Source organism: Kribbella sp. WER1, from assembly GCF_054189145.1.
On record NZ_CM135186.1, the window covers coordinates 2234994 to 2248704 of the forward strand.

The following is a 13711-nucleotide window of genomic DNA, read 5'->3' on the forward strand; positions in this document are numbered from 1 at the left end:
CCGCAGTCCGCGAGCGCGCGTCCGGGGTCCGTGGCGCGCGCTCGTCGCTCTGCAACTACTGCCGAGCGGTCGCCAAGCTGTCGCGGCACGTGGTGTACGCCGCCAGCTCGTCCCGCGCCGGCGCCACAACGTGGCTCTCGGCAACTTTCTCCAGCTCTTCCCGGAGCGCCTTCGACACCTGCCGGGAGCGACGCAGTGCCCCGTTGGTGGCGAAGACCCGGCAGAGGAAGGAGAGCGCCACCCCCAGGACGGCACCACCGACCAGCATGATCCAGGCGTACGGGATGCCGTTCCACTCGGGCAGCGGCGGGTCGTTCAGATGCGCGATTCGCGTTACCAGCAAGGCGATCAGCCATGCCGCACCGCCGAGCGTCACCAGGAACAGCAGCCACTGGACGATCCGGGCGAAACTCCACCAGCCCGGATTGCTGGACACGCCGAGGTCGGTCCGCGCGACAGCCTGGTCGAGCTCGTCGCCGAGCGACTCCTCGCGCCGCCGGATCGCAGTACGCACCGAGTCCGCCCACGGCCGGGACAGCCCTTCGGCGGCTTTGGTCGTGATCGTCCGCACCGCGGCGTCCATCCGGGCCCGCTGCACCGGAGTTGCCGCAGGCAACGAGGAGCGTGCGATCGCGACCTCGCTGGACGCCGACTTACGCAACGCCTTGCCCTGCTCGCGGGACACCTGGTCACCGTGCAGCCGACGCAGCGGATCCGGCCGGAACCGTCCGATCCACTTCGTCAACGGCCACCCGGTCGCCGCCCGCGCCCGCTGCAGGTACGAGCGCCGTACGGCGTCGGACACGACGGTCAGCCCGCTCGCGTCCGACAGCGACTCGACGAGCTCGGTGACGTCGGCCTCGGCGATCTCCGGTGTCTTCGCGGTGCCGCACTGACTCGCCATCCGGTCCGAGACCCGGTCGACGTCGGCGGCGAGCCGCTCCCGCGCGGAGCGCTTGTTGCTGACCCGCTTCACCAGCAGGGAGCGGATCTCTTCGAGCCCGTCACCGCTGACCGCCGACGTGGCGACGATCGTCGGGGACTTCAGGCCGTCCGACTTGATCAGCTTGTCGAGGTCCTCGAGGCAGCTCTTGCGCTGCTCGGGCGTCAGCTTGTCGATGTGGTTCAGCGCGAACACCATCACCCCGGAATGCGAGGCGAACGGCTTGATGTACCGGTTGTGCAGCGCGGCGTCGGCGTACTTCTGCGGATCGACCACCCAGATCAGCAGGTCGACCAGCTCGACCAGGCGGTCGACGATCAGCCGGTGCTCGACCTCGGTCGAGTCGTGGTCCGGAAGGTCGAGCAGGACCAGGCCGTCGAGGTCCTCGGAGTGCGCGTCTTCGAGCGAACTGCGGTGCTGCACCTGGTGCCGGCGCGGAATCCCCAGCCAGCTCAGCACCTCACCGGCCGGCTCGTCACCCCACACACACGCCAGCGGCATCGAGCTGGTCGGCCGCCGGGTGCCGATCGCGGCCAGGTCGAGCCCGGTCAGCGCGTTGAACAACGACGACTTCCCGGACCCGGTCGCACCGGCCAGCGCGACCACTGTCAGGTCGCCCGACATCCGCAGCCGTTGCCCGGCACGGTCGACGATCTGCGCAGCCTCGGTGAGCACCACGGGGTCCAAGCGGCCGTCGCCGGCCTTGGCGGCCGCTTCGAGGGCATCGATCTTCTTCAGGACATCGGTCTCCGCCCGGGCGGGCGTCTCGACCGTATCCACAGTTTCCGTCACGTGCAGTCCTCCACCGCGCGGGCGGCCTCGGTCAGGTGCTTGGCCGTCTCGGCGTCGACCGGATGCTGGTCAAGGACAGCCAGATAGCGGGCGAATTCGGCATCCATCAGGGCATGAACCTTACCGTCAAGGTCCTCGCGTGCCTTGTCGACCATGCCCTGAACTGCCTTGTCGCCGAAAACTGCCTCCAGCAACCGTTGCCCGACGACCGCACTTCCCGCGCCGGCGCTCGCCTGCGCACCCTTCGGGATACCGGCGGCGCTGGCGAACATCACCACCATCAGCGAAAGGCCCAGCCCGTTGACGCCGTACTCCAGGATCTTCGCCGTCGACTTCTTGTCCGCGCCCTCCGTGCGGACCAGGTCGAGTACGAACGCCTGCCACTCCCGCACCGTCCGGCTCGCCGCCGCCGGGAACTGCTCCGACAGGGTCCCGAGCGAAGGCACCACATCGTTGCCCCCAGCACCGGCCTTCCCCCCGGGCCCAGCGCCCTTGGCACCGTCTACAGCGCCACCCGCGGCGGAACTCGCCCCCGCGACACGCCGCCCGGAGGCACCGCCGTTGCCGCCTGCCGCCGCGCTCCCACCCGCAGCACTACGCGCGCCAGCTGCGCCCGACGCCGCGCTCACACCGGAGACCGCACCGTTCCCGCCTGCCGAACCATCCGCGTCAGCGGCCGCCAGCAGCTGGCGGCCCGGAGCAGTGCCCTGCCACAACTTCTCCGCCCGCTCCGCCGAAGCCGTCGCGTGCTCAGTCAGCAACGACTCGAGACCGGACTGGATCGCATCACTGACATCACGCGTCTCGGTCGGCTTGTTCCCCAGCGAACTCTTCAGCCGGTCACGCAACCGCCCACCGTTGGACTGCAGCCCCTTCAGCAGCTCACCAGTCCCGACGAACTGCTGCCACCGCGCCAGCACCTCTCCGCGCAGCAATGTCCCGTCCTGGCTCGCCTTCGCGATGTCCTTGACGCCCTCGTCGTACGCCGACTCCACCGACGACCGCAACTCGAGCGCGGTCTCCGCCTGCGCCTTCACCGCAGCCGCAAACGGCGGCGTCTTCTTCACCATCGCACTGACCGCACCCTGCAACGTCCGCCGCACTACCCCGGCCCGCGCCTCGGCATCGGCCGCCAGGTCCACCAGCCAGTCCTTGATCCCGGCAACGACCGCCGACGGCAACATCCCGTTGCCATCGACAACCGTCTCCTGGATCGAGAACAGCGGCGAGTCACCCAGTCCTCGCTCGAGCAGCATCTGCGCCAGATGCCCTGTGATGTCGTCGATCGTCTCGCTCGGCGCCCGATCCAGCACCACGGCGACCGCCGTACTGCGATCCGAAGCGCTCTGCAGGAACTCCCACGGCACCGCGTCCGAGTACCGCGCCGCCGTCGTCACGAACAACCAAAGGTCAGCCGCCGCAAGCAATTGCGTCGCAAGATCCCGGTTCGCCTCGACAACGGAGTCGATGTCCGGCGCATCCAGGATCGCCAGCCCCCGCGGCACACTGTCCGCCGCCACCAGCCGCAACTGCCCCGGATCCTCCATCCCACCCGGCTCTTCAGACGCGGTCCGCGCCATCCCCGGCAACACCCGGTCCCCCACGAACCAGTCCGCATCCGCCGGGTGATGAATCAAAACCGGCGACCGCGTAGTAGGCCGCAACACACCCGGCTCACTGACAACCTTGCCGATCACCGTATTCACCAGCGTCGACTTACCGGCCCCGGTAGACCCACCCACAACCGCCAGAATCGGAGCTTCCAACTGCACCAGCCGAGGCAACAGATAGTCGTCCAGCTGATCCAGCATCGCCTTCTGCTGCTGCCGAGCCTCATCAGCCCCCACCACTTCCAGCGGCAACTGACTCCCAGCCAACACCCCCCGCAACTTCATCAGCGCAGTAATCAAAGCCATAGCAGCCTGCTCAGCCGCCAACTTCCCAGCCAGCTCCTCCGCAGTCAGCTCCGGCTCATCCCCACCCCCAGACTCACCATCACCAACCCGCTCAGACCCCTCGCCACTCTCAGACCCCTCGCCACTCTCAGAGCCCTCACCACCCTCAGAGCCCTCGCCACCGTCAGCGCTGCTGCCGCCCTCAGACCCTTCGGCACCCTCAGAACTGCTGCCGCCCTCGGAGTCGCCGCCGCCCTCACCGCCGTCGCCAGCCGCACGCTCCGAGTCGCCACCCCGCGCCCGCTCAGCGTCCCTTTCGCCTACGCTCCCGACGCCGTCCGCTCCGCTCCCGGCCGCAGCACCATCCCCGCCACCAGCCTGAGCTCCCGCATCGCCCTCCCGAGCCCCAGCAGAGCCGGCGGATGCACCCTCAACACCAACAACCACACCATCGGAGCCCGCACTTCCAGCCGAGCCCTCTACGCCTCCATCGCCGTCCACACGAGCGGCTGCACCAGCACCCACCCCGTCAGCCGCACCATCCCCACCCGCAGCACCGCCCGCCGACAACTCCGCCCCACCAGCAGCATGCCGCCCAACCTGCTCCCCCACCCCGAGAGCACCATCCGCATCCCCAGAAGCCGCAGCACCGTCGTCCCCGCCCGCGCCGCCAAGCCCACCGCTCGCAGCCCCGCCGTTCGCAGCTCCGCGGTTCGCAGACCCACCGCTCGCAACGTCATCGGCTGCGGCGTCGTCGGGTGCCGCGTCTGCGCCGTCCACCAGTCCGGCCCCAGCCACATGGGCGTCACCGTCCGCGGGCTCGCCTACGACGGCCGCACCGTCAACTGGCGTGGATCCTGCTCCATCGCCCGCCCCGCCAGCCGCGTCGTCTCCGGCCGCCGCAGGAGCGCCGTCTCCAGAGTCCCCAGCGGCAGCATCCACCGAGGCCTGACCTGTCGTGTCGGCCGCCTCGTCTGTTGAACCACCCGCAGCCGCGCCGTCCAGAGCGCCGGCGTCGCCGCGCGTTGGAGCGTGCTCATCCGCGGTGGCGGCCGCTTGCTCGTCCTCGCGAGCGTGAGCCTGCTCGCCCACCTCAGCAGATGCTTGCCGGTCCGCGAGAGCTGGTTCCTGCTCACCAGCGGTAGCGGGTACTTGCCCGTCCGCAAAGGCTGCTGCCCGCTCGCCCGCCTCAGCGGATGCCTGCCCGTCCGCGACACCGCGTGCCTGCTCGTCCGCCGAGGCGGATGCTTGTCCGGGCGTGTCCGCCCCAGTCGTGTTTGCGGGCGTCTGCTCGGAAGTCTCCGCCTCGGTCTGCTCGGGCACGTCCTCTGAACTGTTGCCGGTCGCGGCCGCCGTGCTGGGCGATGCAGTTGCCGGGGCTGCGGAGCCGGACGGGCTCGTCGTCGCGGGCTGGTTGGGGTCCTTCGGGAGGCCCACGATGATGTTGCCGTACTCGAGGGGAAACCCGTCCGGGGAGTCCTCGGGCTCGTACACGACACCTACGGGCGGACGGGCCGGAGTGTCTGCAGGCTTCGGTACGGCGGTCTCGTCTGCTGTTCCTGCCGCGGGACCGTCCGTCGCCGCCGTACCGGTTGAGACGGCGGCGTTCGGCGTGCTCGTCTCGGGTGAGGTGGAATCGGCGGAGGCGCCGTTCGCCGGCGCGGTTTCGCTCGATGAGGTATCGGTCGGCTTGGCGGTTGAGGTGGTTGCGTCCGCCGTTGCAGGTGCGGAGGTTGCTGCGTTGGATGCCGTGCCGTCCGCGGCGTCACCTGCACCAGCCTTCGCTGAGGCGGCGCTGTCCGTACCCGATGAGGCGGCGGGGTTGGTCACATCAGCCGTTTCCGGCGAGGCGCCTGCCGCGGAGCCGCCGTCCGATGCCGTGGCGTTGCTCGACGCCGAGCCGTCGCTCGATCCGGGGTCGCTGGGTGCCGAGGCGTCATTGGCCCCAGACGAGTCGCTCGACCGCGACGCGTCGCTCGCCCCAGAGACGTCGCTGGACGCGGGGCCGTCGCTGGACGCGGGGGCGATGCCGGACGTCGGGGCGTCGGTGAGGGTATCGCTCGAGGCGGAGGTGTCGCCGCGCGTTGGGGCGGCGGCGGTCGCGGGCGTCGCGGTCTGCGTGGAGACGTCGCTCGAGGAGGAGGCGTCGCCGGGGGCGGCGTCGTCGGGTGCTGAGGACGTGCCCGGTGTGGATGCGTCGCCGGGGGAAGAGGCGGGGTCGGGTGTAGCTGTGTCACCGGAGGCGGCGTCTTTGGCGGACGCCTGGGTGTCGCCGGGCGCGTTGGACGGCGGGGCGTCGCTGGACGCGGAGGTCGCGTCGGACGGCGGGGTGTCGCCGGGCGCGGAGGGCGCGTTGGGCGTTGGGGTGTCGCTGGACGCGGAGGGCGCGTTGGGGGTTGGGGTGTTGTTGGACGCGGGGTCGCCGGCGGGTGGGGCGTCCGTGGTTGGGGTGGCGGAGGACGCGTCCGGGGTGGGGGGTTCGGGGGTGCGTTTGCGGCGGCGGCGCCAGAAGCCTCGGGGTTTGGGGGTGGACTGGGCGATCAGGTTCGCCAGCTCCTGGGCAGGCTGATCCTGGTTCGGAACCTGCGGTTCCGAACCTTCACCTGCTGCTGACCTGGTGTCAGCCACGACGTCCGCCCACGAGCACAGAGTGCCCGGTCGGACAGCGCAGAAGCAAAGTCATCGTCATCCCCGTTTGGCGGCGTGGACGGGTGGCAGTCACTGCGGTGGAGGATACGGACCGTATCCTCCCGGCGGTCCTTGGTGGCCGGGGGGTCCCGGCGGGTATCCGGGATGGCCCGTTTGCCCGCTGGATTGTCCCGCCGAATACTCCTGGCGCTCGGGCGGCACCACGTCCTGCGGACGCGCCTGCTCGCCGTCGGGAACACCCGGCGCCGAAGCACCTGGCTCTCGTCCGTCGGACGCCGGAGACGGGCCTGGCGGCACCTGGCCGCCGGGTCCTGCCGGTACTCCGGGGGCCGTCGAGCCGAGCGGGTCGCCCGGGCGGCCGGCGAGCGGGTACCCGTCGGGTCCATGCGCGACGCCGGACGCCGTCTGAGCGCCCGGGCCTGAGGCAGCACCCGGACCCATCGGGCCACCCGGTCCCAGCGGAGCACCTGGTGCCGCAGGACTGCCTGGACCCATCGGCGCGCCGGGCTCCATCGAGCCGCCAGGGCCCATAGGAGCACCCGGGCCCATCGGGCCTCCTGGACCCATCGGAGCACCTGGTCCCATCGGAGCACCTGGTCCCATCGGGCCTCCTGGACCCATCGGAGCACCTGGGCCCATCGGGCCTGGCCCCATCGGTGCGCCGGGACCCACAGGGCCGCCTGGGCCCATTGGGCCGCTGGGGCCCATGGGGGCGGCGTAGGTGGGGGCTGCTTGGGCGAAGGCGGGCATCGGGGGGAACGGCACGCTGGGGCGGCGTTGGCGGAGTTCGTCGAGGAGGGACTTCTCGGTTTCCAGGGCGTCGGGGCCGATGACCTGGCGGACGATCTTGTCGCGGAGGTACGCCAGTTCGGTCGCGTTGTGCTGGAACGCCTTTGCGGCGGCCTCGGCCTGGGGGCCGTAGCGGCGGGCGTTCTGGCGGAGTGCCTTGCGGCCGCGGAGGGTGGCGATCAGGGGTACGTCCTGCGGTATCAGCCAGCCGAACCGCACGTAGTCGTACAACCTGGACGCAATCATCTGCCCCTCCCGTGATCGCATCACCAGCGCGAACACCACCAGGCAGATGAACAGCGGCACCATCAGGCACAGGTACGCGAGGATGAAGCCGCCCCCGCCGGCCCAGCTGGCCGACGCGTTCCACGAGGCGTGCGCCAGTACGGCGGCCAGGTACCCGACGACCGGGGCGAGGAAACGCACGACGGTACTTCGGTGCCGTACGGCGACGCCGATGCCGATCGCGGTGAACGACGTGAACAGCGGATGCGCGAACGGCGAGATCACGCCGCGGACGATGAACAGCGCGAACGCGCCCTTGAGGCCCGCGTCGCTGCCGGCCTCCTCGGAGAGCGTGTTGAAGACGCGGCCGTAGTACAGGATGTTCTCGGTGAAGGCGAAGCCGACGCCGACCATGCCGGCGTACACGAGGCCGTCGATGATGCCGTCGAACTCCTTGCGGCGCAGCAGCGCCAGCAGCAGGATCACGGAGCCCTTCGCGAACTCCTCGACCGGCGGCGCGACGAAGACCGCGGACCGGTCGCCGCCGACGCCGGTCTCGGCCAGCCGGTGCGACACCTCGGTGTTGATGAAGATCGCGACCAGGGTCGCGATGAAGGCGCCCCAGCAGAGCGCGAAGACGATGTACCTGGTCGGCTCGGGCTCGTAGCGGTCCAGCCAGAGGTACAGCGCGATCACCGGGATGACCGGGACGAACGCGAATACCAGGCCCCAGGTGAAGCCGCCGGCGCCGGTCGACTTGGCCACCACACCGAAGATCACCAGGCCGGCGATCGCGAACAGTACGGCGATCACGATGCCGATCAGCACCCCCCGGTTCCGCCGCTGGCCGGGCACGGGGTGGTTCCCGAGCGCGTTGGCCTGCGGGTAGTGGCCGCCGGGCGGGTTCGCCGGCCCAGCCGCGGGTTGCGGCGCGCCGGACGGGCCTGGTGAGGGGTAACTCATGCACCGCAGCCTAGTTGGGGTCGCGATTCATCGGCAGGACCACCCACTCAGCGTTACCGGGATGGAACGACATCCCTGTACTTCCCCACCGCGCCGCAACCGCCGCGATCGGGAACCCAGAGGCGGGATCGCCCAGGTATCTGAGAGACTCTTCCCTGCCGTACGCCCCCGTAGCTCAGCTGGATAGAGCGACAGACTTCTAATCTGTGGGTCGCAGGTTCGAATCCTGCCGGGGGCGCTGCCGGTCTCGCCGCGGTTGTGACTGCAATCACATGCTAGGGTCGAGGCGTGGAGATCGAGGTCGACAGAATCTAGCCGCCGGACTGCCGGTGGCCTGACCTCTCTCATTGGTCCGCCCTTTCGGGGGCGTCTGCCCGGGCATGTCCGGATCGTGCCGATCCGTCTCCCGGGTCGCCGTGCGCGACCCGATTCCCCGAAAGCAGACACACGTATGTCTTCCAAGACCGCAATCACCCTTCGCGACCTCACCTTCGAGTGGCCGGACGGCGCCGTCGCGCTGGCCGGTGTGAACGGCACCATCAACGCCGGGCGTACCGGTCTGATCGGCCGCAACGGTGCCGGCAAGTCGACGCTGCTGCGGCTGATCGCGGGCGTACTGCGGCCGACGGCCGGGCAGATCGACGCCGCCGGCGAGGTCGGGTACCTGCCGCAGACGCTGACGTTGCGCCGGGACGCCACGGTCGCCGAACTGCTCGGGATCGACGCGATCGTGGCGGCGATCCGCGCGATCGAGGCGGGCGACGCCGACGAGCGGCACTTCGACACGATCGGCGACGACTGGGACATCGAGGCCCGGGCCGGCGAGGCGCTGGACCAGCTCGGGTTCTCCGCCGCCGACCTGGACCGCCGGGTCGCGGAGGTGTCCGGCGGTGAGGCGATGCTGATCGCGATCACCGGGCTGCGTGTCCGCCGTACGCCGATCACGTTGCTCGACGAGCCAACCAACAACCTGGACCGGCCGACGCGCGCCAAGCTGGCCGAATTCGTGGACCAGTGGCCCGGGACGCTCGTTGTCGTCAGCCACGACCTGGAACTGCTGGAGCACATGGAGAACACCACCGAGCTGTACGGCGGGACTCTCGACACGTACGGCGGTCCGTACAGCGCCTGGCAGGAACACCGGGAGCAGCAGCAGGCCGCAGCGGTCCAGGCCGCCCGTACGGCGCAGCAGACGCTCAAGGTCGAGAAACGGCAGCGGGTCGAGGCAGAAACGAAGCTGGCCCGTCGCGAGCGCACCGCGAAGAAGACCCAGCAGCAGGGCGGTATCCCGAAGATCCTGGCAGGCAACCGTGCCAGCAAAGCGCAAGCATCAGCAGGTGCGATGCGCTCCACGCTCGACGACAAGGTGCAGGCCGCACAGGCAGCCGTCGACGCAGCAGACGCCCGCGTACGGCAGGAGGAGCACATCCACCTCGTGCTGCCGGATCCTGATGTACCGCGAGGCCGCCGGATCGCGGAGTTGCACGACGAGGACCGCACGATCGTGGTGCAAGGCCCCGAGCGGGTAGCACTCGTGGGAGCGAACGGCAGCGGCAAGTCGACGCTCATCGACCATCTGATGCGATCAACAACCGCGACGCCCAACCGACCGCACGGGCGGCTGTTGACCGACCTGGTCGGCTATCTCCCGCAACGGCTCGACGGGCTCGACGAGGACGCCAGTGCGATGGCCAACGTGCAAACGGTCGCTCCTGGCCTGCCAACAGGCACCATTCGCAACCAGCTGGCCCGGCTGCTCCTCCGAGGTGACAGCCCGGACCGGCCGGTGCACACGCTGTCCGGTGGCGAGCGCTTCCGCGTCTCACTGGCTCGGCTGCTGCTGGCTGAGCCTCCTGCGCAGCTACTGGTACTGGACGAGCCCACCAACAACCTGGACATCGCCAGCGTCGATCAGCTCGCGGAAGCCCTCGACGCGTACCGCGGTGCGCTACTGGTCGTCAGCCACGACTTCGCCTTCCTGCAACGCATTCGCGTGGACACGGTCCTGGAGCTCGACAGCGACGGGCGGATGCACCAGCGCCGAGACCTGCTCTCAGGGAGTTTCTAGCGACTTCTCAGCCCGTTCTCGGGTCAGAGCCGAGCCGTCGTTCGTCTTACCTGTACTCGCGGGAAGGACGGACACGTGCATTCAGGAATCATCGAAGGAGTACTCCGGGGCCGGGAGCTGCGCTACGCACTGGACGCGGTCGTCGTACTGGCGGGCATCCCGGGCGCCGGGAAGAGCACGTTCCTGCGCCGGGTGTTCGCCGACAGCCCCGTACGTGTGTACGACTCCGCGCACGTCCGTGAGCGCTGGATGCCCGTCCTCGGAGCACTCCCGTACGCGCTCTGGCGTCCCCTGGTGCACCTCATGTACTACGTGACGCTGATGGGCTCCCTGCGCCGCGGACAAGGGCCGATGGTGATCCACGACTGCGCGACCCGGCCGTGGGCGCGCCGCCTGATCGGGTGGCGCGCGCGGAGAGCGGGCGTGCCGTTGCACCTGATCCTGCTCGACGTACCGGGCGATGTGGCCCGCTCGGGGCAGTGGGCTCGCGGCCGCGTCGTACGGAGAACAAGTATGGACAAGCATTGCCGGCGCTGGCCGGGGCTGGTGGCGAAGGCGGTCGAGGACCCTGGGTACGTCGTCCCGGGGGCCGCGTCGGCCGTCGTGCTGAGCCGTGGTCAGGCGAACCGGATCGAGCGGATCTGCTTCGGCTGAAGAATTGTCGGTGCGGCCTGATTGGCTGGTTCCTCTCGATGGGGAGGAGCTGGGAATGAAGGTTCGGGTCGGGCGGGACGTGCTCGCCGAGGCGGTCGGCTGGGTGGCCCGTGGGCTGCCGAGCCGGCCGAGTGTGCCGATTCTGGCCGGGATGGTGGTGGACGCGGCCGACGGTCAGGTGACGTTGTCCGGGTTCGACTACGAGAGCTCGGCGCAGGTCAGCGTGCCGGCGGAGGTGGCCGACGAGGGGCGGGTGCTGGTGTCCGGGCGGTTGCTGTCGGACATCTGCCGGAGCATGCCGCGGGACATGGTGGAGCTGAGCGCGGAGAGCGCACGGGTCCACGTGAGCAGCGGCGCCGCCCGATTCGTCCTGCACACCCTGCCGCTGGACGAGTATCCGCCGTTGCCGGAGATCCCGGCGCCGAGCGGGGCGGTCGACGGTGACGTGTTCCAGCGCGCGGTGGCGCAGGTGATCAGTGCGGCCGGGCGTGACGACACGCTGCCGGTGTTCACCGGGATCCGGGTGGAGATCCGCGGTTCGACGATCTCACTGCTGGCGACGGACCGGTACCGGCTGGCCGTGCGTTCGTTCGAGTGGCAACCGGTCGACGCCGGTGTGGAGACGAACGCGCTGGTCCCGGCGAAGCTGCTGCTCGACGTCGCGAAGGCGATGGCGGGCCACGAGGTGACGCTCGCGCTCGGTTCGACCCGCACAGGGGACGGGTTGATCGGGTTCGAGGGCGGCGGCCGGCATGCGACCAGCCGGCTGATCGACGGCGAGTTCCCGAAGGTGCGCGGGCTGATTCCGGCTGCGAACGCGATCACGTCGACGGTCACCGTGCAGACGGCGGCGCTGGTCGAGGCGGTGAAACGGGTCGCGCTGGTGGCGGAGCGATCGGCGCCGGTCCGGCTCACGTTCGCGGACGGTCTCGCGACGCTCGACGCGGGCAACGGTGAGGAGGCGCAGGCGTCGGAGGCGGTCGAGGTCGCGCTCCGGGGCGAGCCGGTGGTGACCGGGTTCAACGCCGGCTACCTGCTCGACGGCCTGGCTTCCCTCGGGACGCCGGTCGCGCATTTCGCGTTCACCCAGCCGATCAAGCCGGCCAACCTGACCGGACTACAGTCAGCGGAGGACGCACCGACCGCGGACTCTGCCTACATCCTGATGCCGATGCGCCTGCCGACCTGATGTCAAACTGCCAGTGCCGGCTCCGACCAACGGTCATCGAGCCGAGGAGGAGCAGATGGAGTTCGAGCGGCACTGCGCACTGATCGTCGAGCAAGCCGAGTTGCTGGGCGCACAGCTGTCCACGGGCAAGGACCTCGGTCAGCCTGTCCCGTCGTGCCCCGGGTGGAACGTCGGTCAGCTGGTCCGTCACGTCGGCGGGGCGCACCGCGAGGCGACGGTGGTCGCGCGGACCGGCGTAGCGCCGCCGGACGACGAGTTCCGCGACCCGACGCACTGGTACGCCGACGCGGCCGACTGCACCGACGACGCGCTCGGCGAGCTGGCCGGCTGGATCGTCGACGGCGCACGCGAGCTGGCCGAGGCGCTCCGTACGGCCGGTCCCGACGTACCGATCGAGATGCCGGTCGACGATCCGACCACCCGGTTCACCGCGCGGCGGATGACGCACGAGACCGCGATGCACCGGGCCGACGCGACGCTCGCGCTCGGAAACCCGTACGAGCTGGAGCCCGACGTCGCGGTGGACGGGGTCGACGAATGGATGGAGCTCGGCGCGCTGCCGTTCCACTTCGAGGTGCATCCGTGGATGCGTGAACTGCTCGGCCCGGGGCGGACGCTGAAGTTCGCCGCGCCGGAGCAGGCGTGGGTAGTCGACCTGACCGGCGACGCGATCCGCTGGCGGCACAGTGACGAGCCGACCGCGGTCACAGTTCGCGGGACGGTCACGGACCTCCTGCTACACCTGTACAAGCGCAGTACCGACAAGACCGTGGCGGAGGGTGACCTCGCGCTGCTCGACTACTACCTGGAGCGCGTCAGCTTTGGATGAGGAAGTCATCGCGCGGTACCTCGCGCGCCGGGACCCGGTCGACACGCCGGATCTCGTGGTGCTGATGGGCTCTGCCATCCTGGAGTCGGTCGAGGTCGCGGCCGAGGCGGCCCGGCGGTACGACGTGCCGGTCCTGGTCAGCGGTGGGATCGGGCACTCGACGCGGTATCTCGACGAAGCGGTCCGCCGACGGGGGCTCGACGTCGCGACGGGACGGCCCGAGGCGCACGTGTTCCGTGATCTGCTGATCGAATCCGGCATCGAGCGGATCACCATCGAGGACCGCTCCACCAACTGCGGCGAGAACGCGGACTTCACCCGCCGCCTGCTCGGCACACCGCGGACCCTGCTCCTGATCCAGGACCCGACCATGCAACGCCGTACGCACGCCTGCTTCGAGCGCGCGTTCGCCGACCTCCCCGGTACGACGCTGGCGAGCCACGCCCCGCTCGTCCCGTGGATCGGCCCCGATCACGTCAGCGCGGGGCCGGGCGCCGCCGAGATCTGGTCGCGAGACCGTTTCCTGTCCCTGCTGCTCGGCGAGATCCACCGCCTCTCCCCCGACGGGTACGGACCGAACGGCCGGAACTTCATCGGCCACGTCGACATCCCGCCCGAAGTACTTGCCGCGTACAACCGTCTCCTCGACGGGAACGTCATCCGGAGGTAGCACGACCGGATCGTCCTCAGGGCTGACGATCGGCCGGCAGCGCGT

At 70.1% G+C, this 13711-nt stretch carries 11 protein-coding genes and 1 tRNA gene; 7 read left to right on the forward strand and 5 right to left on the reverse strand.

Going from position 1 to position 13711, the window contains the following annotated elements:
* Positions 1-55: 55 nt before the first annotated feature.
* From ACXJJ3_RS10970 to ACXJJ3_RS10985, 4 genes are all read right to left on the reverse strand, one after another.
* Positions 56-1735, reverse strand: coding sequence for a GTPase (locus tag ACXJJ3_RS10970; RefSeq protein WP_458169866.1), 1680 nt, complete (start codon positions 1733-1735; stop codon positions 56-58).
* The gene (locus ACXJJ3_RS10975; RefSeq protein ID WP_458169867.1) at positions 1732-3651 is read right to left on the reverse strand and encodes an ABC transporter; all 1920 of its coding nucleotides are present in this window, start codon (positions 3649-3651) and stop codon (positions 1732-1734) included. Before ACXJJ3_RS10975 ends, ACXJJ3_RS10970 begins: the two co-directional genes overlap by 4 nt.
* Before the next feature lie 458 nt (positions 3652-4109).
* Positions 4110-4430 (reverse strand): hypothetical protein, encoded by a 321-nt coding sequence (locus ACXJJ3_RS10980; RefSeq protein ID WP_458169868.1) that lies wholly within the window; start codon positions 4428-4430, stop codon positions 4110-4112.
* Between the two features lie 24 nt (positions 4431-4454).
* The gene (locus tag ACXJJ3_RS10985) at positions 4455-4766 is read right to left on the reverse strand and encodes a hypothetical protein (RefSeq protein WP_458169869.1); all 312 of its coding nucleotides are present in this window, start codon (positions 4764-4766) and stop codon (positions 4455-4457) included.
* 383 nt (positions 4767-5149) lie between these two features.
* Here ACXJJ3_RS10985 and ACXJJ3_RS10990 point away from each other — a divergent pair, with 383 nt between their 5' ends.
* Positions 5150-6199, forward strand: coding sequence for a hypothetical protein (locus ACXJJ3_RS10990; RefSeq protein WP_458169870.1), 1050 nt, complete (start codon positions 5150-5152; stop codon positions 6197-6199).
* Between the two features lie 149 nt (positions 6200-6348).
* Here ACXJJ3_RS10990 and ACXJJ3_RS10995 read toward each other — a convergent pair whose 3' ends face one another.
* A complete protein-coding gene (locus ACXJJ3_RS10995) occupies positions 6349-8256 on the reverse strand; it encodes a PrsW family intramembrane metalloprotease (protein WP_458169872.1) in 1908 nt (635 codons plus the stop codon).
* Between the two features lie 164 nt (positions 8257-8420).
* On the opposite strand from ACXJJ3_RS10995, the gene ACXJJ3_RS11000 reads away from it, so the two are divergent.
* The 6 genes from ACXJJ3_RS11000 (at position 8421) to ACXJJ3_RS11025 (ending at position 13666) form a co-directional block, all read left to right on the forward strand.
* Positions 8421-8494 (forward strand) — tRNA-Arg (locus ACXJJ3_RS11000).
* Between the two features lie 213 nt (positions 8495-8707).
* Entirely contained in the window at positions 8708-10324 is a 1617-nt protein-coding gene (locus tag ACXJJ3_RS11005; RefSeq protein ID WP_458169873.1) for an ABC-F family ATP-binding cassette domain-containing protein, read from the forward strand.
* Between the two features lie 75 nt (positions 10325-10399).
* Positions 10400-10978 carry an AAA family ATPase gene (locus tag ACXJJ3_RS11010; protein WP_458169874.1) on the forward strand — a complete coding sequence of 193 codons (579 nt, stop codon included), beginning with the start codon at positions 10400-10402 and terminating at the stop codon, positions 10976-10978.
* Between the two features lie 55 nt (positions 10979-11033).
* Positions 11034-12167 carry a DNA polymerase III subunit beta gene (dnaN, locus tag ACXJJ3_RS11015; protein WP_458169876.1) on the forward strand — a complete coding sequence of 378 codons (1134 nt, stop codon included), beginning with the start codon at positions 11034-11036 and terminating at the stop codon, positions 12165-12167.
* A gap of 55 nt (positions 12168-12222) precedes the next feature.
* The gene (locus ACXJJ3_RS11020) at positions 12223-12996 is read left to right on the forward strand and encodes a maleylpyruvate isomerase family mycothiol-dependent enzyme (protein ID WP_458169877.1); all 774 of its coding nucleotides are present in this window, start codon (positions 12223-12225) and stop codon (positions 12994-12996) included.
* Positions 12989-13666: a YdcF family protein gene (locus ACXJJ3_RS11025; RefSeq protein ID WP_458169878.1), complete on the forward strand. Its 678-nt coding sequence runs from the start codon at positions 12989-12991 to the stop codon at positions 13664-13666. The genes ACXJJ3_RS11020 and ACXJJ3_RS11025 overlap by 8 nt, the downstream gene beginning before the upstream one ends.
* Positions 13667-13711: the final 45 nt, after the last annotated feature.

Coding starts and splice junctions, on each gene's coding strand:
- ACXJJ3_RS10995 (WP_458169872.1), bottom strand. CDS start 8,256: ATGAGTTACCCCTCACCAGGCCCGTCCGGCGCGCCGCAACCCGCGGCT.
- ACXJJ3_RS11020 (WP_458169877.1), top strand. CDS start 12,223: ATGGAGTTCGAGCGGCACTGCGCACTGATCGTCGAGCAAGCCGAGTTG.
- dnaN (WP_458169876.1), top strand. CDS start 11,034: ATGAAGGTTCGGGTCGGGCGGGACGTGCTCGCCGAGGCGGTCGGCTGG.
- ACXJJ3_RS10980 (WP_458169868.1), bottom strand. CDS start 4,430: ATGTGGCTGGGGCCGGACTGGTGGACGGCGCAGACGCGGCACCCGACG.
- ACXJJ3_RS10975 (WP_458169867.1), bottom strand. CDS start 3,651: ATGGCTTTGATTACTGCGCTGATGAAGTTGCGGGGGGTGTTGGCTGGG.
- ACXJJ3_RS11005 (WP_458169873.1), top strand. CDS start 8,708: ATGTCTTCCAAGACCGCAATCACCCTTCGCGACCTCACCTTCGAGTGG.